This is a genomic window from Pseudomonas sp. J380 (genome assembly GCF_009827115.1).
In the GTDB taxonomy this organism is placed as follows: Bacteria; Pseudomonadota; Gammaproteobacteria; order Pseudomonadales; family Pseudomonadaceae; genus Aquipseudomonas; species Aquipseudomonas paracarnis.
Map to the genome: position 1 here is coordinate 221,604 of NZ_CP043060.1, position 26,421 is coordinate 248,024.

General features: G+C 62.6%; 17 protein-coding genes. 12 read left to right on the forward strand and 5 right to left on the reverse strand.

Annotated elements, in window-relative coordinates; genetic code table 11:
- The first annotated feature begins 204 nt into the window (after positions 1-204).
- Positions 205-6,474 carry a non-ribosomal peptide synthetase gene (locus FXO12_RS01300; RefSeq protein WP_160049506.1) on the forward strand — a complete coding sequence of 2,090 codons (6,270 nt, stop codon included), beginning with the start codon at positions 205-207 and terminating at the stop codon, positions 6,472-6,474.
- Positions 6,475-6,763: 289 nt separating this feature from the next.
- The gene (locus FXO12_RS28860; RefSeq protein WP_254914268.1) at positions 6,764-6,886 is read left to right on the forward strand and encodes a hypothetical protein; all 123 of its coding nucleotides are present in this window, start codon (positions 6,764-6,766) and stop codon (positions 6,884-6,886) included.
- A 365-nt stretch (positions 6,887-7,251) separates the two neighbouring features.
- On the opposite strand, the gene FXO12_RS01310 is transcribed toward FXO12_RS28860, so the two are convergent.
- From FXO12_RS01310 to FXO12_RS01320, 3 genes are all read right to left on the reverse strand, one after another.
- Entirely contained in the window at positions 7,252-8,769 is a 1,518-nt protein-coding gene (locus tag FXO12_RS01310; protein WP_057974984.1) for a glycosyltransferase family 39 protein, read from the reverse strand.
- A 28-nt stretch (positions 8,770-8,797) separates the two neighbouring features.
- Positions 8,798-10,453 carry a lipid IV(A) 4-amino-4-deoxy-L-arabinosyltransferase gene (gene arnT / locus FXO12_RS01315; RefSeq protein WP_160049508.1) on the reverse strand — a complete coding sequence of 552 codons (1,656 nt, stop codon included), beginning with the start codon at positions 10,451-10,453 and terminating at the stop codon, positions 8,798-8,800.
- A 181-nt stretch (positions 10,454-10,634) separates the two neighbouring features.
- Positions 10,635-11,315, reverse strand: a complete 681-nt coding sequence (locus FXO12_RS01320) for a histidine phosphatase family protein (RefSeq protein ID WP_034128177.1) — start codon at positions 11,313-11,315, stop codon at positions 10,635-10,637.
- 274 nt (positions 11,316-11,589) lie between these two features.
- Between FXO12_RS01320 and FXO12_RS01325 the strand changes: the two genes are divergently transcribed.
- The 4 genes from FXO12_RS01325 to FXO12_RS01340 all read left to right on the forward strand — a co-directional run bounded on the left by FXO12_RS01325 (position 11,590) and on the right by FXO12_RS01340 (position 17,380).
- Positions 11,590-12,258, forward strand: coding sequence for an ABC transporter ATP-binding protein (locus tag FXO12_RS01325; RefSeq protein ID WP_020301318.1), 669 nt, complete (start codon positions 11,590-11,592; stop codon positions 12,256-12,258).
- A 1-nt stretch (position 12,259) separates the two neighbouring features.
- Positions 12,260-14,722: an FtsX-like permease family protein gene (locus FXO12_RS01330; RefSeq protein WP_057974982.1), complete on the forward strand. Its 2,463-nt coding sequence runs from the start codon at positions 12,260-12,262 to the stop codon at positions 14,720-14,722.
- Complete coding sequence (locus FXO12_RS01335; protein ID WP_054897424.1) at positions 14,712-15,776, forward strand: lipocalin-like domain-containing protein; 1,065 nt, start codon at positions 14,712-14,714, stop codon at positions 15,774-15,776. The genes FXO12_RS01330 and FXO12_RS01335 overlap by 11 nt, the downstream gene beginning before the upstream one ends.
- Positions 15,777-15,943: 167 nt before the next feature.
- Positions 15,944-17,380 (forward strand): hypothetical protein, encoded by a 1,437-nt coding sequence (locus FXO12_RS01340; RefSeq protein ID WP_054897425.1) that lies wholly within the window; start codon positions 15,944-15,946, stop codon positions 17,378-17,380.
- 65 nt (positions 17,381-17,445) lie between these two features.
- Here FXO12_RS01340 and FXO12_RS01345 read toward each other — a convergent pair whose 3' ends face one another.
- On the reverse strand, positions 17,446-18,117 hold the full coding sequence (locus tag FXO12_RS01345; protein WP_057974981.1) for a sterol desaturase family protein: 672 nt from the start codon (positions 18,115-18,117) through the stop codon (positions 17,446-17,448).
- A gap of 330 nt (positions 18,118-18,447) precedes the next feature.
- Here FXO12_RS01345 and FXO12_RS01350 point away from each other — a divergent pair, with 330 nt between their 5' ends.
- The 6 genes from FXO12_RS01350 to FXO12_RS01375 all read left to right on the forward strand — a co-directional run bounded on the left by FXO12_RS01350 (position 18,448) and on the right by FXO12_RS01375 (position 25,405).
- Entirely contained in the window at positions 18,448-19,371 is a 924-nt protein-coding gene (locus tag FXO12_RS01350) for a substrate-binding domain-containing protein (RefSeq protein WP_057974980.1), read from the forward strand.
- 63 nt (positions 19,372-19,434) lie between these two features.
- Entirely contained in the window at positions 19,435-20,943 is a 1,509-nt protein-coding gene (locus tag FXO12_RS01355) for a sugar ABC transporter ATP-binding protein (protein ID WP_057974979.1), read from the forward strand.
- Complete coding sequence (locus FXO12_RS01360) at positions 20,909-21,901, forward strand: ABC transporter permease (RefSeq protein WP_054897444.1); 993 nt, start codon at positions 20,909-20,911, stop codon at positions 21,899-21,901. Before FXO12_RS01355 ends, FXO12_RS01360 begins: the two co-directional genes overlap by 35 nt.
- A 25-nt stretch (positions 21,902-21,926) precedes the next feature.
- On the forward strand, positions 21,927-23,006 hold the full coding sequence (locus FXO12_RS01365; RefSeq protein ID WP_034128169.1) for an alcohol dehydrogenase catalytic domain-containing protein: 1,080 nt from the start codon (positions 21,927-21,929) through the stop codon (positions 23,004-23,006).
- 1 nt (position 23,007) lies between these two features.
- Positions 23,008-24,540 carry an FGGY-family carbohydrate kinase gene (locus tag FXO12_RS01370; protein ID WP_057974978.1) on the forward strand — a complete coding sequence of 511 codons (1,533 nt, stop codon included), beginning with the start codon at positions 23,008-23,010 and terminating at the stop codon, positions 24,538-24,540.
- Between the two features lie 139 nt (positions 24,541-24,679).
- Positions 24,680-25,405 carry an SDR family oxidoreductase gene (locus FXO12_RS01375; RefSeq protein WP_057974977.1) on the forward strand — a complete coding sequence of 242 codons (726 nt, stop codon included), beginning with the start codon at positions 24,680-24,682 and terminating at the stop codon, positions 25,403-25,405.
- Here the strand turns inward: FXO12_RS01375 and FXO12_RS01380 are convergent.
- Positions 25,402-26,406 carry a LacI family DNA-binding transcriptional regulator gene (locus FXO12_RS01380; protein ID WP_034128167.1) on the reverse strand — a complete coding sequence of 335 codons (1,005 nt, stop codon included), beginning with the start codon at positions 26,404-26,406 and terminating at the stop codon, positions 25,402-25,404. The genes FXO12_RS01375 and FXO12_RS01380 overlap by 4 nt on opposite strands.
- Positions 26,407-26,421: the final 15 nt, after the last annotated feature.

Here is a 26,421-nt window from a genome sequence, read left to right on the forward strand (position 1 = left end):
GCTCGGCATGGATGAGCTGTAGCCAATCTCCTACAACGCTTTAATCGTTTCAGCCATGAACCTTCGATCAAGGCCTATCCATCCATTTGAATGTCCGGGTTTCGGGTGTCAGACACCCCTCGGCGGCCATGCTCCAATCCGGCAACTTCGGCGTAATGGGCCACCTCTGCGCGGCCAGTGCCTGACCCCCATGAGAAGGATCTTATGCAGTATTCCTCCAGCCAGCCGGCCCGCTTCCCCCTCACTGGCGCCCAACAAGACATTTGGCTCGACCAACTGCGCGTGGGCGATTCGCCGCTGTACAACATTGGCGGCTATCTGGATTTTGCCGGCACCGTCGAGCCCGAACGCATGCAGCATGCTGTCGCACTGCTGGTGGCCCGTCACGATGCACTACGCACCCAACTGCACACCGACGCCAATGGCCTGCCTGGGCAAACATTCGCCCCGGAGCTGAAGGTGGAAATGGCGCTGCATGATTTCTCCGCGCTGCCCGACCCATCCGCGGCAAGCCAAACCTTGATGCAGGCGCAAATGGCTCGGCCCTACGCCCTGAGCGGCGAGCCACTGTGCCGTTTTTTCCTGGTCAAACTTGATGATGATCACTACCGCCTCGGTACCCAGGCTCATCACCTGATCCTCGACGGCTGGGGCTTCGGCCAGATGCTGCAATCCCTCGCGCAGCTCTACAGCGCCCTGGAGCAGGGGCACGCCACCGAGCCACTGGCGCCTTCCTACATCGACTTTATCGACACCGACCAACGCTACCTGCAATCGGCCCGCTACGCCCGCGACCGTGATTATTGGCTGGGCAAATACCAGGTGCTGCCCGAGCCGCTGCTCACCCCCAGGCACAACACCAAGACGTCGAGCAACACCTGGGTGCAGGGCTTTCCGGTGCAGTTGCTCAACCGCATGGAGCAGGTTGCCAACCACTACCAGGCGTCGGCCTTTCATGTGTTGCTGGCGGCGATGTATGTGTATTTCACCCGCACCAGCCAACGGCAGGAATGGGGAGTAGGCCTGCCGATTCTCAACCGCTCCAACGCGCGTTTTCGCGCCACTGTGGGCCTCTTCACCCAGGTCAGCGCGGTACGTTTTGCGTTCAACGAGGGCGTGTCTTTCGGTGCTCTGGTACGGGGCATCCGTGATCAGCTCAAGCAGGATTTTCGTCATCAGCGCTTCCCGTTGAGTGAGATGAACCGCGAGCTGGGCTTGCGCCGAACAGATCGCGGGCAACTCTTCGACGTGTCGGTATCGTTCGAGCAGGACGACCACGACCTGCGCTTCGGTCAGGTCCAGGCCCGCGCGATCAAGGTCTCCAATCACCATGAAGCGCTACCGCTCGCCCTTCATCTGCGCAGCAACCGTTACCAGGACAATGCGTGGCTGCATTGCGTCTACAACGAGGCGTATTTCCAGGCGCACGATGTGCAGGCGTTGGCCCAGCGTTTCATCGGGCTGCTGGAGCAGGGGTTGGAGGACACTGCGCTGCCCATCGGCGAGTTTTGCATGCTGCTGCCCGAGGAGCAGGCCCGACTGCTGCACTGGAACGCCACCGCGCAGCCCAACGCCACGCCGCAAACCCTGCACCAGCGTATCGAGGCCCAGGCCGCACGCACGCCCCACGCGATTGCGGCGGTGTTTCAGGACCGTTCACTGAGCTACACCCAACTCAACCGCCAGGCCAATGCACTCGCCCATCAACTAGTGGCGCTCGGCGTACAGCCCGATGACCGTGTCGCAATCCTGGCCCGGCGTGGCCTTGACACCCTGGCGGGGCTGTTGGCGATCCTCAAGGCCGGCGCCTGCTACGTGCCGCTTGACCCGGCCCATCCCGGCGAACGCCTGGAGTACCTGCTGCACGACAGCGCGCCCGCGGCCATCCTGACTCAGCGCGATTTACGCCAGCGTCTGCCCGTCTCGACGGTACCGGTGATCGCGCTGGAGCCTGGTAGCGCATCCATCGACAGTAACCCTCAGGTTGCCGTCACGCCGTCGAACCTGGCTTACGTGATTTACACCTCGGGTTCCACCGGGTTGCCCAAGGGTGTGATGGTCGAACATCACAGCGTGTCGAACCTGGTGGACTGGCATTGCCAAGCGTTCGACCTGCATGCGGGCAGCCACACTGCCAGCGTCGCCGGCTTCGGTTTTGATGCCATGGCCTGGGAAGTCTGGCCGGCGTTGTGCGTGGGGGCGACCTTGCACCTGCCACCGGCCCATGAAGGCGCGGAAGATATCGACGCGTTGCTCGGCTGGTGGCGCTCGCAACCATTGGATGTGTGTTTCCTGCCCACGCCTGTGGCCGAATATGCGTTCAGCCAGGGGCTGGGGCATCCTACCTTGCGCACCTTGCTGATCGGCGGCGACCGCCTGCGCACCTTCCCCCAGGCACAGACGTTCGCGGTGGTGAACAACTATGGCCCCACCGAAGCCACCGTTGTGACGACCTCGGGGCGCGTTGAGGTGGGCCAGCCGTTGCATATCGGCGCGCCGGTCGCCAATGCCCGCGTCTACCTGCTGGACGCGCAGCAACGCCCGGTGCCGATTGGCGTGGCGGGGGAGTTGTATGTCGGCGGCAAGGGCGTGGCGCGGGGGTACCTGAACCGTGCCGAGTTGAGTGCCGAACGGTTTATCGACGACCCTTTCAGCGGCGCTCGCATGTACCGCACCGGCGACCTGGCGCGCTGGCTGCCAGACGGCAATCTCGACTACCTGGGGCGCAATGACGACCAGGTAAAAATCCGTGGCGTGCGCATCGAGCTGGGGGAAATCGAGTCGGCCCTGGCCAGCCATCCGGCGCTTCAGGATGCAGTGGTGCAGTTTCGCGACGGGCAATTATGGGCGTGGTTTGTGCCACGTCAGCCTGTGGAAATCGAAGTGCTGCGCACTCACCTGCAAGCCTCGCTGCCGGACTACATGCTGCCGGCGGCTTACGTGTGCCTCGACGCGTTGCCCCTCACCGCCAACGGCAAGCTCGACCGCCGAGCCTTGCCGTCACCGACCCAGGAAGCCTTTATCACCCGCCGCTTCGAAGCGCCCCAAGAGGGCGTGGAGACCACACTGGCGCAGATCTGGGCCGAGTTGCTGCACGTGCAGCCAGTGGGCCGCCATGACCATTTCTTCGAGCTGGGCGGGCATTCGCTGTTGGCGGTGCAACTGGTGCAGCGCATGCGCGAGGCCGGCCTGCGCGCCGATGTGCAAGTGCTGTTCGGCCAGCCCACCCTGGCGGCGCTGGCGGCGGCGTGCGTCGGTCACGAACAGGCGGTGCCGGCCAATCGAATCCCGGCCGGTTGCACCCATATCACCAAGGATTTGCTCGTTCTTGCCGAACTTGACCAAACCAGCCTCGACCGCATCGTCGCCGGCATCCCTGGCGGCGCCGCCAACGTGCAGGATATCTATCCGCTGGCGCCGTTGCAGGAAGGGTTGCTCTACCACCACCTCACCGACGCGCACGACCCGTACCAGCAACAAGCGCTGTTCAGCTTCGCGCGCCGCGAGCAGTTGGATGCCTTCGCCAGTGCCCTGCAACAGGTGATCGATCGCCACGATATTTTGCGCACCAGCCTGGTGTGGGATGCCCTGGAACAACCGATGCAGGTGGTGTGGCGCCAGGCGCAGCTGCGGGTTGAAGTGCTGCGCGAACCGGCGCAACCCCTGGACTTGCGCCAGGCGCCGCTGATGGCCCTGGATTACGCCGAGGAGCCCCAGCACCAGCGCTGGGTCGCCAGGCTGCGCTTTCATCATCTGGTCAACGATGCCACGTCGACCACGCTGCTGGTGGACGAGATTCGTGCCCATCTGCTGGGTCAACAGGCGCAACTGCCTGTGCCCGTGCCTTATCGCAACATGGTCGCGCAGTCCCGCTCAACGGCTCGCCAGGCGGCGCACGAGGCGTTCTTTCGAGAGCGTCTGGCGGATGTCGATGAGCCGACCTTGGCGTTCGGCCTACAGAAGCGTCAGGCCCTGCGTGCCGAGACCGAAGAGGCGCAGCGCTCGCTCAGCGACGCGCTCAATCTGCGCCTGCGCAGCCAGGCCCGAGCCCTGGGGGTCAGTGCCGCGAGCCTTTTTCACCTGGCCTGGGCTCAGGTGCTCAGCCGTGTCGCCGGCCGCGAAGATGTGGTGTTCGGTACCGTGCTGCTCGGCCGCTTGCAAGCCGGCGAGGGGGCCGAGCGGGCCTTGGGCATGTTTATCAACACCTTGCCGCTGCGCCTGCGCCTGGCCGGGAAAAACGTGGCGGATGCGCTGCACGATACTCACGCGCAACTGAGCGCTTTGCTCGCCCATGAACAGGCGTCCCTGGCGTTGGCCCAGCGTCGCAGCGGCGTGCCGGAACTGTTCAACAGTTTGCTCAACTATCGTCACACCTCCGCGGACCCTGGACTGAACCTTGTGCCGGGCATTGCCTTGCTTAGCAGTGAAGACATCCTCAGTTACCCGTTGATGCTTACGGTGGACGACACGGCCAGCGGCTTCCGGCTCAAGGTCATGGCCCCGGACACAGTGGGCGCTGAACCTGTCTTGAGCTACTTCGACACCGCGCTGAACGGCCTGCTGGACGCATTGGAAAGCACGCCGGATATGCCGCTGCGCGGTATGCAGGTGCTGCCCGCGAGCCAGTTGCACACTCTATTGGTGGACTTCAACGCAACCTCCACCGACTACCCACAAACGCTGACCGTGCAAGCGCTGTTTGAAGCCCATGCGCGGCGAAACCCCGATGCCATTGCGGTGCAGGCGGGTCAGCACGCATTGACCTACCGCCAACTCAACGAACGTGCCAACCAACTGGCTTTTCACTTGCGTGAGCACGGCGTACAACCGGACTCGCGGGTGGCGTTGTGCGTGGAGCGTGGGTTGGACTTGGTGGTGGGCTTATTGGGAATTCTCAAGGCGGGCGGCGCCTACGTGCCGCTCGACCCAGGTTACCCACGCGAGCGCCTGGCCTACATGCTCACAGACAGCCAGCCAGTGGCGCTGTTGGTACAAGCTGCCACTCGCGAAGGGGTGGGCGATGTCTCGATCCCGCTGATCGACTTCGACCACTGCACCTGGAATCAGGCGCCAATCGACAATCCAAGCGTGCCAGGCTTGAGCGTCGCCAATCTCGCCTACGTGATGTACACCTCGGGCTCCACCGGCACGCCCAAGGGTGTGATGATCGAGCACCGTGGCCTGGGCAACCTGTTGCATTGGGGCTCGCAACTGTGCCCGAACGCCGAAGGCGGCGCCTTGTTGCAGCGCGCGCCGTTCAGCTTCGATGGTTCTGTGTGGGAGCTGTTCTGGCCGTTGAGCAACGGCATGCGCCTGGTGTTGGCGCGGCCCGATGGGCACCGTGAACCGGCGTACCTGACCCAGGTGATTCGTGAGCAGCAGATCAGGGTGATCCAGTTCGTGCCCGCCATGTTGCAGCAGTTTCTGGACCTGGACGAATCGGCCCTGTGCACCAGCCTCACTGATATAGTGTGCGGCGGCGGCGAACTCACCGCCGTCTTGGCCCGTGGCGTGCAGGCGCGCTTGCCCACGGTGCGCTTGCATAACGTGTACGGCCCCACCGAAGCCACGGTAGACAGCTGCGCCTGGACCCTCGAACCCGACGCGCCGGTGCCCGCCTTGCAACTGCCGATTGGCCGCGCCATCAACAACACCCGCCTGTATGTCCTGGACGCTCATGATGCGCCGGTGCCCATGGGTATCAGCGGCCAACTGCACATCGGCGGCGTCGGCGTTGCCCGTGGTTACCTGGGCTTGGAACAGCTGACCGCCGAACGTTTCATCGAAAGCCCCTTCGTGCCCGGCGACCGCCTGTATCGCACCGGCGACCTGGTGCGCTACCTGCCAGACGGCACTCTTGAATTCCTTGGGCGTAACGACTTCCAAGTCAAGCTGCGCGGTGTGCGCCTGGAGCTGGGAGAGATCGAAGCACACCTGGCCGCCCACCCGGCGCTGCACGAGGTGGCGGTATTGATTCGCGATGAGCGCCTGGTGGCCTACTTCACCCTGCGCGGCCAGGCGCCGAGCCTGCAAGCCTTGCGTGACCATGTGCTGGAGCACCTGCCGGAATACATGGTGCCGGCCGCCTTCGTGCAACTCGACGCACTGCCCCTCAACCCCGCCGGCAAACTCGACCGCAAGGCCCTGCCGGCGCCAGGGCTGGAGGCCGTGCTTAGCCGAGCCTACGAAGCGCCAGTGGGCGAGGTGGAAACCCTGATGGCCGGGATCTGGGCTGACGTGTTGAAGCTCGAACGGGTAGGGCGCCATGACCACTTCTTTGAACTGGGCGGGCACTCCCTGTTGGCAGTGAACCTGGTAGCCCGCCTGCGCAAGGCCGGGCTGGACGTGGACGCACGCACCTTGTTCAGCCAGCCCACGCTGGCACAACTGGCCGCGAAAACGGCGGCGCAGGCCCCGCGCGTGGAAGCTCCCCAAGCCGCCATCCCCCAACTCAACCGCCGTCGACGGATTTAGCTGACTTGTGGTGAGGGGAGCTTGCGGTGGAAGCGGCTTGCTCGCGAAAGCGGCCTGACAGCCGGCATTGATCCAACTGATGCCCTGCGAACCCATGTGGGAGCTGGCTTGCCTGCGATGGCATCGACCCGGTGCGCCTGAACTACCAAGGTATTTGCATCAATACCACTGTAGGCGCGAGCTTGCTCGCGAAACACCTCAACGATAACGCGGGCTTTCTGAATAAACGCGGCGCCTGTGAGTTTTTCGCGAGCACGCTCGCTCCTACAGAGAGCGATCCACCGTAGTCTTGGCAATCGCCTACAAATGCCACACGGCCAGCATCTTCGCCCGCCCTGGGCTATCCAACAACTCGCCACAATCGAGCGCCGTGGCCGAAGCGCTGTCGAGCAAGCTGGCGGTGCAAGCCTGACGCTTGTCAGTTGAGACTGACCCGGTCACTGTGGCGAGGGAGCTTGCTCCCGTGACGGCCTGACAGCCGACATTGAATCAACTGATGCCCTGCCAACCCATGTGAGAGCTGGCTTGCCTGCGATGGCATCGACTCGGTGCGCCTGAACTACCAAGGTATTTGCATCAAAACCACTGTAGGAGCGAGCTTGCTCGCGAAACACCTCAACGATAACGCGGGCTTTCTGAATAAACGCGGCGCCTGTGAGTTTTTCGCGAGCAAGCTCGCTCCTACAGAGAGCGATCTACCGTAGTCTTGGCTATCTCCAACAAGTGCCACACGGCCAGGTTCTTCGCCATGAAAAAAGGCCAGCAAGCAACAGTACCTCAGCGTATCCCCGGAACAAACGCCACACTCCCTCCCTCACGCGCCTTGAACAACCGCTCCCCATTATCCGGTTGCGTCGTCACCACTTGATGATCCACCCCCAGGAACGCCAACGGCGCGGGCTCGTCCTTGGAATACTGCGCGACGATTATCGTGCGTTGCGGATCAAACCCCTGGCCGCTGGTTTTCTCCAGCCAGGCCATGAATGCGGCGCTGTCGCCCTGGCGCGGGAAGTCCTGGCTTTCGCTGACGTAGTAGAAAGGTTTGCCGTGGTTTTGCAGGTACATGGGCAGTTTGTTGTCGACCTCTACCAGCACCAGTTGCCATTGGTTCCAGGGTGCGCTTTTTTCTGCCTGGGCTTGCAGGTCGGCGGCGAAGCGGGTGACGCCGCCGTTGCCGTTGGTCCAGGGGTAGATCACGCCCAGCACCAGCAAGAGCAGGCCTGCGCTGAGGCCAATGCCTGTTTGCCAGCGCGGCCAGCTCGAAGGTTTTTTGTGCAGGCGTTCACTCAGCCACCAGGCGGCGAGCAGTTGGGCGAAGGGCACCAGCGGCAACACGTAGTAGCTGCGGCGGCTGCCGCTGGCGGTGAAGAATACAAACAACAGGCCCAGGCCCCACACTAGCCAGCGTACGTTGGGCGGCGCCCTGCGCCAGTTGCGCACGGCCAGCCACAGGCCAAGTAACCAGCAAGGTGCCCAGGGCAGGGTGTAGACCGGCAGGTAGATCAGGTAGGTGTAGATCGGCCCCATATGGTCGAAGGGGTCGAAGAAGCGCACCACGTTTTCGCGGAACACCAGCTCCAGGCCGCTCTCGCCGTAAGTGGGGGCGCCGTAGCGGTGGGACAGTACAAAGGGAATCGCGTACACGATGCCTGCGATGAGCAGGGCCAGCACCAAGCGCAGGTTGAGGTGGCGTTTGTAGCGGTGTTCGCTGAGCAAGTGTGGCAACAGCACCAGGCCTGGCAGCACCACACCGATCAAGCCCTTGAACAGTGAGGTGGCGGCCAGCAACAGGAAAAACACCGTGTAGCGCCCCAACCGCGTGTCATCCGGCCCACGCCAATACCACCACACCGCTGCCAGCACGCCGCACACGGTGAGGACATCGGCGGTGGCCACGCGGGCCCAGAACAGGAAGTAGAAGGTGGTGGCGAGCATCCACCCGGCAATCAGCCCGGTGCCTTTACGAAACAGGCGTTCACCGATCAGGTACACCAGCCAGATGCTCAACCACGCGGCAATCACCGATGACAGGCGCAGCGACCACGGGCCGAGGCCGCCGAGCAGATGGGCAAACCCGGTGATCAGCCAGTAGGAGGGCAGGGGTTTGTCGTAATACGGCGTGCCTTTGAGGTATGGGTCGAAATAGTCACCGCTTTGCAGCATCTGCAAGGCGATATTCGCCCAGCGCGTTTCCGGCCCCCACAGTTCGCGGCTGCCCAGGCCCAGCAAGAGCAGCAAGGCCGAGGTGCCCAGCAGTAACACCAGGGCGCCGCGTTCGGTTTTCCAGAAACTCATGGGATGTTCCCCGTGGCAGGCGCTGCATTCAAGGTTGTTGGGAGTAAATCGTCAGTACCAGGTTGCCCTTGCGATAGCGTTTGCCGCCGGGCGGCAACTGCCCTTCTTCACGGTGTTCGCTGGTGCTCTTGACCTGCATCAGCACGCCGACCGACCCGTGTTGGCGGGCCTCGGCCAACCAGGCCTGAACACTGTCCGGCGTGACCTTGCGCTGTGCCGCGTCTTCGTAGTTCAAGCCATAGCGCAGCTCTCCCTGGGTGTTATAAAACGCCACATCGGGCCGGCGCAGGCGCCAGGTCAAGGCCGATGCCAGGCCCAGGTCATTGCTCAGCAAAGCACGGGTAGGTTGCAGTTCGTCCAGATGTTCCAGCACGAACTGGTCGGGCATCTCGTTATCTTCGATCAGAGCCGGCATGCCCGCCGGTAGCAATGCCACCAGCAAACCAATGCCCAGGGCAGGCATCGCCCACAACGTCAGCGGGCGCACCGCTTGCAACAGGTTGGCGAGGATCCAGCCCAGCAGCACGATAAACGTCAGGGACAGGTTGAACATCTCAGCATGGCTATTGCTGTACAGCGGGCGGGTGATTTGCAGGTAGATCAGCACCACCATGGCCGTCATGCCAAGCACGAAATTGAGCGCGCCGTTGATGACTAGCGTGCGCGCCTTGCCTTGCTTGATCAGGTCGATCAGACCGTGGCCCATTAACAAGGCCAGGGGCAACAGGCACGGCATGATGTAGGTCGGCAATTTGCCTTTGCTCAGGCTGAAAAAGCCCAGGGGAAGCAGCAGCCACAGGGCGAGAAAGGCAATCGCCGGCTGGCGCTTTTCCTGCCAGGTTTTTAGCAGGGTGCCGGGTAGCAAGGCAGCCCACGGCAGGCACGCCACCACCATGATTGGCAGGAAGAACCACAGCGGCCGAACATGCTGTGCGTTGTCGGCGGCAAAGCGGCGGATATGCTCATGCCAGAAAAAGAAATGCCAGTAATCCGGTTCGCGCAGGTGGATCGCCAGGGCCCATGGCAGGCACACCAGCACGGCAACCAGCACCGCCAGCGGCCCGTAGCGCATCAACTCACCGACGCGCCGCTGCCAGACCAGATAGGGCACGGCGATCAACACCGGCAACAGCCAGGCCAGGAACCCTTTGGTCATGAACCCCATGGCGCAGGCCACGCCCAACACCGCCCAGGCACCCAGGCGTTCCCATGGCGTGCGGCAGTCCAGGGCAAACCACAACGCCACCAGGCTCAGGTTCACCCACAGGGTGAATTGCGGGTCGAGATTGGCATACCCGGCTTGCCCGGCCACCAGGCCAAAACTCAGGTAGAGCAGGGCGCAGGCAAAGCTCTTGCGCGGCTCGTTCCACACGCGACGGGCGAGCAGGTAGGCCAGCACCACACTCAGGCCCGTGCTCAGCACTGAGGCGATGCGCACGCCGAACAGGTTTTCACCGAACACCGCCTGGCCAAGGGCGATCAGCCAATAGCCGGCGGCGGGCTTCTCGAAATAACGCACGCCCATGAAGTGCGGCGCCACCCAGTTACCGCTCATCAGCATTTCCTGGCTGACCTGGGCGTAGCGGGTTTCGTCCGGCGTCCATAAACCGTGAAAGCCCAGGGGCAACAGGAAGAACACGGCAACGCCCAGCAATAGCCAGGACACAGGGTTTATGCGGGGCATGCGCACATCGCTCCATAACGTTCAAGTACGGGCAATGGCGGTATTAACTTAATAGGGCGAAGCATCGTAAGGATCACTAAGTTGTTGTTGGAGAGCATAACTAACAGGCGCGGCTAAACATGCCAGAGTGGGGCTGTCATTTTGCTGAACGTCTCAAGGCTTAATATGTAAACAAGTGTAATTAAAGTTGTTTAAGTGCGGCGGTCCACTCTTCGCTGTTCATGGTGCCCATGGCCTTGAAGGTGCCGTTGGGCAGCACCTTGACGAACAGTGCGCTGCCGTACTCTGCAGCGGCTGCGTGAGGGAAGCCGAGGCTGGTCTGGAAGTCGCTCATGCAGGCGCTGTGGGTGATCAGCATCAGGTTGCGTCCCGGCTGTTTGTGGCCGAGGATTTCACCGCCCATGGCGTCGCCGCAGATGGCCAGCGGGCCGGGGGACAGCTCGGTCTTGCCGAACATGAACAGTGACGTCTGGGCGGTTCGCGTGGTGGGGCTGCTGAGCACGTCGGTCAGAGCCATGCCCAATGAATCAAAGGCTTTGCCCAGTTCAACGGCGCGTTCAGTGCCGTTGATGGTCAGGCCATCGGCAGGGCCGAAGCAGGGGTTGGCCGAGCGGTCGCAGCGCTCCTCATGGCGCACCAGCACCACCAGCTCACCCTCACGCCAACTGGCGAGCACCCCGGAGGTCACCAGGCGATTGCCCACGCCCAGGTCCAGGGGCGAGCTGGGCCAGAATAAAAAACCCGTCAACAACAAGGCGGTAACGCTGATGCCAAGCAGGTGCAGGCGGTATTTTCTCAGGCGTTTTAACCTTGACCTTTTGGGTTGGGGATTGGCCAGGATCATGTCTGCCACGCGGTTCATCCTCGGCACTGTTTATTGTGTTTATAAAAAGGCTGCACGACTGGGCAGTTGCCCTTGGTGAGGCAGGAGACTGTCACAGCACCGCTGTCTTTTTGCTGAACACTTGCATGTTAAGAGTGTCACTTGGATTAACTAATAAGTTGTGGCTTACCACGAGTTGGCGGGCACTTTAAAGTTCGGTGGATGGGCAGACGGTGAAATCCATGTGAAAAATTTGCGTGGGCAGCAGCGTCAGCCGTTATTCTCATTGCTGGTCCTTCAGATGAGCGTTCTTATGTTGCAGGTGCAAGGTGTTGTTAAAAACTACGCGACCCCGCAAGGCCCGCTGACCGTTCTGGCTGGCGTCGACCTGCACCTGGGTGAACGCAGCAGCCTGGCGCTGATGGGCGAATCGGGCAGTGGCAAAAGCACCTTGCTGCACCTGGTGGCTGGGTTGGACCGAGTGGACGCTGGCAGCATCCGCATCGGCGAGCAACGCCTTGACCAACTCAACGAAGGGCAACTGGCCCATTGGCGCCGCACGCAAATCGGTCTGGTCTTCCAGCAGTTCAACCTCATCGGCAGCTTGCGCGTGGAAGACAACCTGGCGTTCCAGGCGCGGCTGGCGGGGCGTTTCGACCCGCACTGGCAAGCGCAATTGGTGGAGCGCCTGGGGCTGGGCGACTTGCTCCGGCGTTACCCCGAGCAACTCTCCGGTGGCCAGCAGCAACGGGTTGCCGTCGGGCGGGCGCTGGCCTCGCGGCCGGGTTTGTTGCTGGCTGACGAACCCACCGGCAACCTCGACGAAGCCACCAGCGATGAAGTGCTGCAACTGCTGTTGGACCTGCTGCGGGACAGCCCCACCAGCCTGCTGATGGTCACCCACAGCCCGCGCCTGGCCGCACGGCTTGACCGGCAAGTGGTGCTGCACCGTGGGCGTGTCGTGCCGATGGACGCTCGCTGAGATGGCGCTGTTTTACTGGACGCTGCGCGCGTTGCTGAGCCACTGGCGGCGTCATCCGGTGCAATTTTTCAGCGTGCTCACCGGCCTGTGGCTGGCCACCGCGCTACTGACCGGCGTGCAGGCCCTCAACAGCCAGGCGCGGGACAGCTACGCACGTGCCAGCCAATTGATCGGTGGCGAACCCCAAGCCAGCCTGGTTGCGCCGGACGCCGCCAGTTTCCCCCAGGCACTGTTTGCCGAGCTGCGCCGCGCCGGCTGGCCGGTATCCCCGGTGGTGCAGGGGCGGGTGGTGCTCCAGGGGCGTGAGCAGCAGCGTCTGCAACTGATGGGCATCGACCCGGTGTCGTTACCCGGCAGCGGCAGCGTGGCGGGGCAACGCTTGAGCCAGGCGCAGATGCTGGCGTTTTTCGAGCCGCCGGGGCGTACCTGGGTCGCTGCGCAAACGTTAGAGGCGCTGGGGTTGCAGGCGGGCGAGCAGCCGCTGACGTCCACCGGGCAACGCCTGCCACCGTTGCAGGTACAGGCCGATATGGCGCCCGGCCTGCTGCTGACCGATATCGGCTTTGCCCAACCCCTGCTTAACATGCCTGGGCGCCTGTCGCGCCTACTGTTGGACAACACCTTCGCCGCCCACCACCCCACGCCACCCGCCGCGTTGCAACTCAAGCAGGGCGAGGACAGCAACCTGTCACGCCTCACCGAAAGCTTTCACCTGAACCTGGATGCGGTGGGTTTTTTATCCTTTGTGGTGGGGCTGTTTATCGTGCATGCGGCCATCGGCCTGGCCCTGGAACAGCGCCGTGGCCTGCTGCGAACCTTGCGCGCTTGTGGAGTCAGCGCACGCATGCTGATCCTGAGCCTGGGCGTCGAATTGGGCGCTTTGGCGGTGTTGAGCGGTGTGCTCGGTATCGCCAGCGGCTACCTGCTGGCCAGCCTGTTGCTGCCGGATGTCGCCGCCAGTTTGCGCGGCCTGTACGGCGCCGAAGTCGCCGGCCAATTGAACTTGAGCCCCTGGTGGTGGCTGGCCGGCCTGGGCGTGAGCCTGCTCGGCGCGTTGCTCGCCGGAGCCAGCAGCCTGTGGCGCGCAGCGCGTTTGCCGTTACTGGCGCTGGCCAACGCCCAAGCCTGGCATCAAGCCCATGGGCGCTGGCTGCGGCGCCAGGGGTGGGTGGCGTCCGCGGCCCTGGCGATCGCGTTATTGGCGCTGTGGCTGGGCGATAGCCTGGCCGCCGGGTTTGTGCTGATGGCGGCCTTGCTGTTGGGCGCGGCGTTGGCATTACCGGTGCTGCTCAACGGGTTATTGAAAGCCGTGCTGGGGCGTAGTCGCTCGGTACTGGGCCAGTGGTTCCTGGCCGATTGCCGCCAGCAACTGCCGGCCTTGAGCCTGGCGCTGATGGCGTTGCTGTTGGCCCTGGCGGCGAATATCGGCGCCGGCTCCATGACCTCGGGCTTTCGCCAGACCTTCACCCATTGGCTGGAGCAACGCCTCACCGCCGAGCTGTACCTCAACCCGCAAAATCCGCAGCAGGCCGAGCAACTGAAGACGTGGTTGACCCGCCAACCCCTGGTGCAGGCCGTATTGCCCGCCTGGCAGGTATCGGTGCAACTGCAAGGCTGGCCCGCCGAGGTGTTCGGCGTGGTCGACAACCCCACTTATCGTCAACACTGGCCGTTGCTGGAGGCAGTGGACGCGCCCTGGGACCGCTTGCTGCAAGACGACAGCCTGATGCTCAGCGAACAACTGGCGCGACGCCTGAAGGTGCAACTGGGCGACACGGTTTCCATCCCCACCCCGCAGGGCACCTGGGCGCCGAAGATCGTCGGCATCTACGCCGACTACGGCAACCCCAAGGGCCATCTGCTGGTCAATGCCCGGCACCTGTTGGCGCATTGGCCGACGCTCTCACCGGCACGCTTCAACCTGCGGGTAGCGCCTGCCGACGTGCCGTCGCTGATCCGTGAAGTGCAGCGTGAGTTCGCCCTGGAAGACAGCCGCATCGTCGACCAACAGCAACTCAAGGGGTGGTCCAGCCAGGTCTTCGAACGCACCTTCGCTGCCACCGCCGCGTTGAACAGCCTGACCCTTGGCGTCGCTGGCGTGGCGCTGTTCATCAGCCTGCTGACCCAGAGCCAAAGCCGACTCGGCCAACTCGCGCCGTTGTGGGCGCTGGGCGTGACTCGCCGACAATTGATGCTGCTCAACCTCGGCCAGACCTGGCTGCTGGCGGTACTCACGTTGATCCTGGCGTTGCCGCTGGGGCTGTTGCTGGCGTGGTGCCTGGATGCGGTGATCAACGTGCAGGCCTTCGGCTGGCGCCTGCCGCTGCAGGTATTCCCCGGGCAGCTTGCGCAATTGCTGGGGCTGGCGATGCTTGCCACCTTGCTCGCGTCGGCCTGGCCCTTATGGCAGTTGTACCGCAGCCGTCCGGCGGATTTGTTGAGGACGTTCGCCCATGAAGATTAAGGCATTGGCGTGCATCGCCTGGTTACTGCTGAGCGGCTGCGACCAGGCGCCCGCACCCGAGGACAGTTTCGCCGGGCTGGGCAGCGATGCGGCGGACTTTGCCCAGGTGGTGCCCGGCAAAGTCTTCAGTTTTCCCGAGGACCACGGGCCCCACGACGGCTTTCGTATCGAATGGTGGTACGTCACGGCCAACCTCAAGGATGCCCAGGGCAATGTCTTCGGCGTGCAATGGACGCTGTTTCGCAACGCATTGAAGGCCGGCCCCGTCCAACCGGGCTGGCGCGATTCAACCGTGTGGCTCGGCCACGCCGCCGTCACCTCCGCCACCCGCCACTACGCCGCCGAACGCCTGGCCCGGGGTGGCGTCGGCCAGGCGGGGGCTCAGGCAGAGCCGTTCAACGCCTGGATCGACGACTGGAACTTCGCCACCCGCCCCGGCGCCGCCAGCCCCCTGGCTGACATGCAACTCAAGGCCAGTGGCGCGCAATTTGCCTACGACCTGCACCTGACTTCCAGCCGCCCGCTGGTGCTGCAAGGCGACCATGGCTACAGCCGCAAATCCGACCAGGGCCAGGCGTCGTACTACTACAGCCAGCCGTTTTTCACCGCCAGCGGCAGCGTCAACCTCGACGGCCACACCTACCAGGTCAGCGGCCCAGCCTGGCTCGACCGCGAATGGAGCAGCCAACCCCTTGCCGCCAGCCAGACCGGCTGGGACTGGTTCTCCCTGCATCTGGACCGCGGCGCGCAGCTGATGCTGTTTCGCGTGCGGCAGAAAGACAGCGACGGTTACCTCACCGGCACCTGGATCGACGCCCAGGGCCACACCGAGACCTTGCACAACAGCGATATCCAACTCACACCGCTGACCACCACGGCCATCGACGGGCGCAACATTCCCACACGCTGGTCGCTGAAAATTCCCGGCAAACAGCTGGACATCACCACCGAGGCCGTCAACCCGAAGGCGTGGATGGACCTGGGTATACCGTACTGGGAAGGGCCGGTGCGGTTTGAGGGTGGGGTGGGGTATTTGGAGATGACGGGGTATTAGGGGGTATAGCAGGGTAGTTTTGCCCTACGACTCGACGGGTAATACTCGTACAGGCTTTTCAAAAAAAATACTGTACATGCATACAGTCTTATCCTACAGTCCATCCCAGGTGACCGGATGTCACCGGTTACCTGAGCTTCAATTTTTTAACTATGGATGGATAAAAAATGAAATCGAAAAAAGCCTTTATGCTAGGCGCGGCCATGATGGCCTCCTGCTTCGTTTCGGCCTTTGCCCTGGCTGATCAAGCGCCTGCGAAACTCAGTGCCGAAGCGGTCAAGCAGGCCGTGAACAAAGCGCTCAAGTCCGGCGGCAAGCTGGACGCCTCGAAGGTTTCGACCGAACTCAAGAAAAAACTGCTGGTGGCCAAGTCTGGTCAGTCCAAGGCCGTGACCCGATCCCTCAAGTCCGAGCCGTTCGACAGCGTGGTGAGTGAGTTGAAAAAGCCGGCGCAAGGCGCGTTGAAAGGTGCGGCTATCGCGGCGTTTGAACCGCTGTTTCCAACCCTGGATATCAACACGCTTTACACCGTCGATGCGGTGCAGGCCGGTAACGAGTTTGCCTACCACTTCAACCTGCCGCAGAACGCACGAGTGCAGGTGCAACTGGTCAACCAGAGTGCAGGCGCGGATATGTCGCTGACCCTGTTTCAGGATGACGGCCAGGGCAACCTGAGTGTGGTCGGTTCGTCGGATGCCGCAGGCAATGCCGATGAATACCTCAACGGTGTGCTGCCGGCAGGCGACTACTACTGGTACATGGTGGCCAAGGTCGCCGATAACGCGCAGTTCAGTTTCGGCGTGGCGGTGGACAGCAACATCGACGCGTTCGAGCCCAACGACAGCGCGCAAACCGCGTTCGTATTGCCCGATTCGATGAACAAGGTCAGCGGCAATCTCGACAGCGCCAACGATGTCGATTACTTCGACTTCACGGCGGTCCGTGGCCAAAGCGTGAGCATGTACCTGGCGGGCGACGAGAACGGCAGCCGAAACCAGTGGATCTTCGACCGCTTTGATGGCGCCAACTGGGTCACCGTGCCGGCCGGTTCTACCTCGACCTACCCGAGCGTCGCGCCGGGCACCACGGTGAAGGTGCGTGTACGGGCCAACCCGGCGGTGGCGCAGGACCCGAGCAAGTATTACCAACTGAGCCTGGGTTCCACACCGCGCTTGAACACCAGCAGTGTCAAAGGTGACAACATCGTGCGGGTGACGGAAGTGTGGCTGGCCACGCAAACCGCTCGGCTGTTGAACTGGTCGACCCAATGGTCGGACTCCACCGGCGCGCCGCTGCTGGGGGTCACGCCGGTATTGCGCGTCGATAACCACTTCGTCGACTTGAACTACCGTTGGGTTGACTACAAAGCGACTACCAACAGCGCGGGTGTATCAGAGGCCACGGCTAATATCGGTACGTGCTTCGGTGACTACACAACGGTGATCAACGACAGCAGCACTGGTGTGCCGTACAAGTGGCGTACCACCTACAACGAGGGTGGCTGGCGCATTGAGCTGGCTGAGTTCCCTGGTGTGGGCGTTGGCGGTGAGAATGTGCAATACGTCAGCCTGGGGCATATCTGCACTCAGGACATCATCCACTGACAGCGTGATGTGAAGTAGAAGGGGCGGCCTCTAGAGGCTGCCCCTTTTTTGTGGCTTTTTCCTGATCATTTCTGGCTATCGTGAGAACGCGGCTCCCAATACAAAGTGCCAAACAGATAGTCCATCAATGGCAGCACGATGTTGAAATTACGCCCCTGCATCAGCTCGCGACGGTGGTGCAAGGCATGCAGGCGGTGCATCTGGCGAATCCATGGCAGGCGTGCCACCGGGTGTTCGGCAGGCAGGTGTTCGCAGGCATGGAACACTTCGTAGAGCAGGTAGCCAAGGATCATGCAGCCTGCAAACAACCCGGCAACGTTGGTGCTCAGTTGGCTGAGCAGCCACCAGGCGGGAAGGGTGATGGCCAGGCTGTGCAGCATGATCAGCCAGGCTGGAAAGAGGATGACGCGCCAGTCCCGGGGGCTGTCGTAAGTCATGTGATCAGGGGTGAAGAAGCTGTGGTGATCGCCGGTGTGGCGTGCGTAGAACAGCCGGGCGAATGCATGTTTGTGATGGCCCAGGTGGCGGTGCACGAGGTAGATGCACAGGTTGAAGAACAGCAGGGTCAGGGGCACGGTCAGCCACTGCAGGGCGGTGATATCGGCGGTGGAGGACCAGGCCAGCGTGATGCAGGCGATGCCGTAGCCAAGCACGAATGCGGCGTGCAGCCAGGGGTTGTAACGCGGGTTGACGCTTGCGCGGTAACGGTCGCGGAAAGTCTCGGTCGGGTGGGGCATGGCCGGCTGCTCGCTGTGTTTTTATTTGAGGCTGAGCTTAGTTGGCGTAAGCGGATGTGCGAGTTTTTACTGACCACCTCATCCCCCCTGTAGGAGCGAGCTTGCTCGCGAAAAATGTCAACGATAACGCGGGCTTCTGAATAAACGCGGCGCCTGTGAGTTTTTCGCGAGCAAGCTCGCTCCTACAACCGGAGGGCAAGCCAGCTCCCACGTTTTTGCCCGAGACCGACCAGTGGAGGCTTGCACAGGTCTGAATTACTTGTTAGCTTCTGGCAAAATGTTAACGATAACATTTGCTCTAAAAATAAAAACAAAACAGAGACCCACGCCATGAAAATGCTCCCGAAAACCCTGTGTTTACTGGTCGCCAGCATCACCCTGGGCAGTGCGACCCCCGCGTTTGCCGACGCTGCCAAGCCCATCCGCATCGGCGCCTCGTTCCAGGAAATCAACAACCCCTATTTCGTCACCATGAAAAACGCCCTGGAAGAAGCCGGCGCGACCATCGGTGCCAAGTTGATCATCACCGACGCCCGCCACGACGTGTCCAAGCAGGTCAGTGATGTCGAAGACATGCTGCAAAAGGGCATCGACATCCTGCTGATCAACCCCACTGATTCCGTCGGTGTGCAATCAGCTGTCAAGTCGGCCCATGCTGCCGGCGTCGTAGTGGTGGCGGTGGATGCCCAGGCAGATGGCCCGTTGGATTCGTTCGTGGGGTCGAAGAACTTCGACGCTGGTTTCCAGGCCTGTGAGTATCTGGCTAAAACCATCGGTGACAAAGGCAATATCGCCATCCTTGACGGCATCGCCGTGGTGCCGATCCTCGAACGTGTACGCGGCTGCAAAGAGGCGGTGGCCAAGCACCCGGACATTAAGATTGTCAGCATCCAGAACGGCAAACAGGAACGCGATCAGGCGCTGACCGTCACCGAAAACATGTTGCAGGCCCAGCCTACCCTCAAGGGCATTTTCAGCGTGAATGACAATGGCTCTCTCGGCGCGCTGTCGGCCATCGAAGCCAGCGGTATGGACGTGAAGCTGGTCAGCGTCGACGGTGCGCCGGAAGCGATCAAGGCGATCCAGAAACCCGGCAGCCATTTCATCGCCACCTCGGCCCAATACCCCCGCGACCAGATCCGCCTAGCACTGGGCATCGCCCTGGCCAAGAAGTGGGGCGCCCAAGTACCGGCCAGCGTGCCGGTGGACATCACCCTGATCGACCAGGCCAAGGCCAAGGACTTCAGCTGGTAACCCCCCCAGGCCCCGCGTAGTTCGTGGGGCCCAGGTCTTCCTTCTGAGTGCGAGGTCGGCGGTATGAGCAGTCTTCTGAAGCTGGAAAACATCTGTAAGCGTTACCCTGGGGTGCAGGCCCTCAAGGCCATCAACCTGCAAGTGGAGCGCGGCGAAATCCACGCCTTGCTCGGGGAAAATGGCGCGGGAAAATCCACCCTGATGAAGATTCTAGGCGGGGTCGAGCATCAGGACGAAGGGCAAATTTTTATCGACGGGCAGGCCCGAAAATTTGCGACCTATCGGGATGCGATTGCCGCCGGGATTGGCATTGTGTTCCAGGAATTCAGCCTGATTCCCTACCTCACGGCGGTAGAAAACATCTTCCTCGGCCATGAGCTGAGCAACCGCTTCGGCCTGTTGCGCAAGCGCGAAATGGCCGAGGCGGCGCATGCGTTGTTCGAGCGCCTCGGGGTCAGCATCGATCTGCACTGCGCGGTCAAGCACCTGAGCGTGGCCGAGCAGCAGTTTGTCGAAATCGCCAAGGCACTGGCTTTGGACGCACGCCTGCTGGTGCTCGATGAGCCAACCGCGACGCTGACCCCCAGTGAGGCCGAGTTGCTGTTTGGCATCATGCGCGAACTCAAGCGCCAGGGCGTGGCGGTGATTTTTATCTCGCACCACCTGGAAGAGATTTTCCAGGTCTGCGACCGCATCAGCGTGCTTCGCGACGGCGGCAATGCGGGCGTCACCGAGGTGGCCGACAGCGACATCGACCGCCTGGTCGAGATGATGGTCGGCCGCCGCCTGGAGTGCAGTTTTCCGCCTAAACCCACTACCGCACGCGGCCCGTTGCTGCTGGAGGTCAAGGATATCCAGCTGGTGCGCAACGGTCCCCACAACCGTTTCAATTTGCATAAAGGCGAGATCCTGGGCTTCGCCGGCCTGGTGGGCTCGGGCCGCACCGAGCTGGCCCTGGGCATGATGGGCGCGCTGCCCACGGTGAGCAAAGACGTGTGGCTGCGCGGAGAAAAAGTCAGCCTCGATGACCCGGCCCAAGCCCTGGCCTGCGGCATCGGCCTGCTCCCCGAAAGCCGCAAGAGCGAAGGGCTGATCACCGCCTTCAGCATTCGCGAAAATATCTCGCTGAACAATTTGCCCAAGTATCAGCACGCCTCGGGCCTGATCGACAAGGTCCGCGAGTGCGCCAGCGTCGAAGCGCTGATGCGCCAGCTGTCGATCAAGGCACCCAGTGGCGAAAGCCTTGTGGTGAACCTCAGCGGCGGCAACCAGCAAAAAGTCGTGATCGCCCGCTGGATCAACCACCACTGCGACGTGCTGGTGTTCGACGAACCCACACGCGGCATCGACGTGGGTGCCAAGGCGCAGATCTACGCGCTGATGCGCAGCCTCACCGAACAGGGCTACGCGATCATCATGATTTCCTCCGAGCTGCCCGAAGTCATCGGCATGTGCGACCGCGTCGCCGTGTTCCACAAGGGCGCCATCGTCAAGGTACTGGAAGCGTCCGCCGTCAATCCTCAAGAGGTCATGCGCCATGCAACAGGGGGCTCAAGTGAATACGTCCATTAACACCGCCGGCACCGGCCGCTTGCGCCTGAACCTGGCGCGGCTGCTGCGTTCGCCGGCGTTTTATCCCTTTGTCGGGCTGGTGGTGGTGACCCTGGTGATGATCCTCGCCAGTGACACCTTCCTCACTGCCAGCAATCTCTCCAACATCGCCCGCCAGGTGTCGATCAACGCAATCATCGCGGTGGGCATGACCTGCGTGATTCTCACCGGTGGCATCGACTTGTCGGTGGGGCCGGTGATGGCGTTGTCCGGCACCTTGACCGCCGGGCTGATGGTCGCCGGGTTGCCGCCGGGCCTGGCGATTGGCGCCGGGCTGCTGGTGGGCGTGGCCTTCGGCATCGGCAACGGGCTGTTCGTGGCGTACCTGCATATGCCGCCGATCATCGTCACCCTGGCGACCATGGGTATCGCCCGCGGGTTCGGGCTGATGTACACCGACGGCTACCCGATTTCCGGCTTGCCAGAGTGGTTCGCGTTCTTCGGTCGCGCCAGTGTGTTTGGCCTGCAGGTGCCGATCCTGATCATGCTGATCACCTACCTGGCGGCCTATGTGCTGCTGCAACACACTCGCATCGGCCGCTACATCTACGCCATCGGCGGCAATGAAGAAGCGGTGCGCTTGTCCGGGGTGCGAGCGGCGCGTTTCAAGCTGCTGGTGTACGGCATCAGCGGCTTCACCGCCGCGATTGCCGGGCTGGTGCTCACCTCGCGCTTGATGAGCGGCCAGCCGAATGCCGGCGTGTCGTTCGAGCTGGATGCGATTGCCGCCGTGGTACTGGGTGGTGCGTCGATTGCCGGCGGCCGCGGAGTGATCATCGGCACCTTGCTCGGCGCCATGCTGCTGGGCGTGTTGAACAACGGTTTGAACATGCTTGGCGTGTCGCCCTACGTCCAGAGCGTGATCAAGGGCGGGATCATCTTGCTGGCGATTTTCATCAGCCGTCAGCGCCATCGTTAATACCTCACTACACAGGACCGAACACATGGACAAGCACACTCACATGCAAGCCGTCGTCTGCCACGGCCCGAAAGACTACCGCCTGGAGCGCATCGGCAAACCCCAGGCGCGTGCCAATGAGCTGGTGATCCGTATCGCCGCCTGCGGCATCTGCGCCAGTGACTGCAAGTGCCACTCGGGCGCTGCGATGTTCTGGGGCGGCGACAACCCCTGGGTCAAGGCGCCGGTAGTACCGGGCCACGAATTTTTCGGCTACGTGGTCGAAGCCGGCGAGGGCGCCGAGGAGCACTTTGAGGTCAAGGTCGGTGACAAGGTCATCGCCGAACAAATCGTGCCGTGTGGCAAGTGCCGCTTCTGCAAATCAGGCAAATACTGGATGTGCGAAGTGCACAACATCTTCGGCTTCCAGCGCGAAGTGGCCGAAGGCGGCATGGCCCAATACATGCGCATTCCCAAGACCGCCATCGTGCACAAGATCCCTGAGTCGGTGTCCCTGGAAGACTCGGCGCTGGTGGAGCCGATGGCCTGCTCGATCCATACCGTCAACCGTGGCGATATCCAGCTCGACGACGTGGTGGTGATTGCCGGCGCGGGCACCCTGGGCCTGTGCATGGTCCAGGTCGCCGCGCTGAAGACCCCGAAGAAGCTGGTGGTGATCGACATGGTCGATGAACGCCTGGAGCTGGCGAAAAAATTCGGCGCCGATGTGGTGATCAACCCCGCCCGTGACAACGCTCGCGAGATCATCAACGGGCTGACGGACAACTACGGCTGCGACGTCTATATCGAAACCACGGGCGTACCGGCCGGCGTCACCCAGGGCCTGGACCTGATCCGCAAGCTCGGGCGCTTTGTCGAGTTCAGCGTGTTTGGCGCCGAGACCAGCGTGGACTGGTCGATCATCGGCGACCGCAAGGAGCTCGACGTGCGCGGCGCGCACCTGGGCCCGTATTGCTACCCGATCGCCATCGACCTGTTCGAGCGTGGCCTGGTCACCTCCCAAGGCATTGTCACCCATGATTTCCCGCTGGACGACTGGGCCGAGGCGTTTGAACTGGCCAATTCGACCAAGTCGATCAAGGTGCTGTTGAAGCCGGTGCTCTGAGATGGACTACGTCATCGGTGTAGACATTGGCACCCAGAGCACCAAGGCGCTGCTGGTGGATGCCCAAGGCACGATCATCGCCCAGCATAGCCAAGGCTACCGGGTGGACACCCCGAAAGTGCGCTGGGCCGAGCAGTGGCCGCAGGTGTGGCTGGATGCTGTCGAAACGTGCGTGGCCCAGTGCATGGCCAAGGCCGGGGTACCGGCGCCGCAGGTCAAGGCGCTGTGCATCAGCAGTTTGTACGGTGGTTCGGGCATTGCCGTGGATGCGCAGATGACGCCGCTGCACCCGTGCCTGATCTGGATGGACCGCCGCGCCGGCGAGCAGGTGGCCTGGGTGCGTGAGCATGTGGACCTGGAGCGCTTGTTCGCCATCACCGGCAATTCGGTGGACAGCTACTACGGCTTCACCAAGATGCTCTGGCTCAAGCAGCACCAGCCTCAGGTGTGGGCGAATACCCGTTACCTGTTGCCGCCCAACAGCTACATCAATTGGTGCCTGACCGGCGAGTTGGCGGTGGACCACAGCAGCGCCGGGAATATCGGCGGTGTCTACGACGTGGCGGCGCGCAACTGGTCAGGCGAGATGCTGGAGGCGTTGGGTATCGCGCAGTCGATGATGCCCGAGCGGTTGCTGTATTCCGGCGAGGTGGTGGGTGGTTTGCTTGCAGACTGGGCCGCACGCCTGGGCTTGCAGGCGGGCACGCCGATCCTCGCTGGGGGCGTGGACGCGGCCATGGCGACCCTGGCGGCGGGTGTCACTCAGCCAGGCAATCATGTGGCGATGATCGGCACCAGCATGTGCTGGGGCTACCTGAACCAGCAGGTGGATGCACGTCACGGTTTGGTGAGCATGCCCCACGTCTACAACGGCCACCGCGACCTGTACATCTTCGGCGGTGCGATCACCGCCGGGGCCTCGGTCAGCTGGTTTCGCGAGCAGTTCTGCCAGGCCGAAGAACAGCAGGCCCAGGCCACGGGGCAAGACAGCCTGGCGCTGCTGGAGCAGAGCGCGATGAAGATTCCGGCAGGCAGCGAAGGCGTGGTGTTTTTGCCTTACTTGATGGGCGAGCGCAGCCCGGTGTGGGATGACCGCGCCAGCGGCAGTTTTGTCGGGCTCAACCTCTACCACAGCCGCTTTCACCTGTACCGCGCGGTGCTGGAGGGCGTGAGTTTTGCCCTGCGCCACAATATCGAAGCGGGCAGCCAGGGCGCGCATTCCCTGGACCCGCGCTTGATTGTGGTGGGCGGGGCGAGCCATTCGGACCTGTGGATGCAGATCATCGCCGACGTCACACGCTACCCGGTGTACACGATCGTGCAGGAGGTAGAAGCAGCCCTGGGCGCGGCGTTGTTGGCGGCGCATACGATGGGGTTGGTGAGTGATGGGCAGATGGACACGGGTTGGGTGCAGTTGCAATTGCGGGCGCAGCCCAAGCGGGAGAATGTCATGAGCTATGACCGGGCGTTTGCCGAGTACCTGAAGCTGTATCCGGCCCTGAAACCGGTCATGCACAACCTGCAAGCCACCTGATTCAACACCGTCCAAAACTGTGGGAGCTGGCTTGCCTGCGATAGCGGTGTATCAGCACCCGATAAGGAGACTGACACTCCGCTATCGCAGGCAAGCCAGCTCCCACAGTGGGTCTTCATTGGTTTTGAGATCTTTATTTATGTCTACCACCTTCGACTTTTCGTACCAGCGCATCCTCGTCACCGGTGCCAGCAGCGGCATCGGTCGCGAAATTGCCCAGCAACTGATCGCCAGCGGCGCCGAAGTCTTCGCTCTCGGTCGCGATGCCCAGGCGTTGGCGGCATTGGGGTGCCGCACCTTGTGCGTGGATATCGCTGACAGCATCGCCCTCGATAAAACCCTGCAAGATTTGCCGCCTCTGCACGGCCTGGTCAACTGCGCCGGTATCTCACGCCTGGAGCCTGCCGCGGCCATCAGCGCCAACGCCTTCGACCAGGTAATGCAAGTCAACGCCCGCGCCGCTGCGCAAGTGGCCAGCCGGGTCGCGGCAAAGATGATCGAGGCGAACATGGCCGGCAGCATCGTCAACGTCTCCAGCCAGGCGTCGTTGGTGGCGCTGGACGATCACCTGAGCTACTGCGCCTCCAAGGCTGCACTGGATGCGATCACCCGCGTGCAATGCGCCGAGTGGGGCCGTTTTGGCATACGCGTCAACAGCGTCAACCCCACCGTGACCTTGACGCCGATGGCGGCCATGGCCTGGTCCGACCCGGCCAAGCGCGACCCGGCGCTGGCAGCGATTCCTTTGGGGCGTTTTGCGCAACCGGCGGAAGTGGCGCTGCCGGTGCTGTTTTTGCTTAGCGACGCGGCGAGCATGATCAGTGGCGTGAGCCTGCCGGTGGACGGCGGCTACACCAGCCGCTAGCCGTTTTCCAACTGCCCGGCGATAACCACTTTGTCCCGTGGCTTGTGCGGGTCTTGCAGGCGATCAAGCAGCAGGCGCACCGCACTGCTGCCGGCCAGGGACGCGTCGTGGGCCACGCAGGCAATCGGCACGCCAAAGATATCGGCGAAGGGCAGGCGGTCGATGCCGCAGATGGTCAGGCTGTCATGGGCGATGTTATGCATGCGCAACGCACGCAGGGCGCCCAGGGTGATCAACTGGTTGAAACCCATGATCGCGTCCGGTGCCGAGTGCGCGGCCAGGTAATCGAGGGTATGCAGGTAAGCCGGCATCAGCGTGTAGTCGCCCGCTTGCACCTCGACCTGAATGTCGGGGTGTGCGGCCAGCACTTCCCGCAGGCCTTTGAGGCGTTCCACGCTGATACGCGAGTGCTCGGGGCCGGTCAGCACCAGCAGGCGCTTGAGGTTCGGGGTTTGGCGTAACAGGTAGTGCGCGGCTTGCAGGCCGCTGTGGTAGTTGTCGAGCACCACGCGGCTGAACGGGCTGTCGTGGATCGTGCGATCGAGCAGCACCACCGGGGTCTTGCCGTTGCCCAGGCGCTCCAGGTAGTCGGGCTGGTAGCTTGGCTCGTCGGAGACCGGCGACAGGATGATCCCCGCCACGCGATAGCCCAGCAGGGTATCGACCGCCTTGCTTTCGAGTTCTTCCAGCTCATCGGTGTCCACCAGCATGATGGTGTAGCCGTGCTTTTTCGCCTCGCGGGAAATCGCCTTGATCATCTCGCTGTAGAACGGGTTGTCTACCGATGCGGTGATGACCCCGATGATCAGGCTTTCACTGCGCTTTAGCCCACGGGCGAAGGCGTTGGGCACGTAGTCCAGCTCGCGTGCCACTTCCAGGATGCGCGCCAGGGTGGCGGGTTTGACCAGGTCGGGTTTGCTCAAAGCGCGGGACACCGTAATGGTGGTCATGCCGACCCGTTTGGCAATGTCGCTGATGGTGACGGACTTTTTCTTGTTCATCGGTAAGACTGCGAG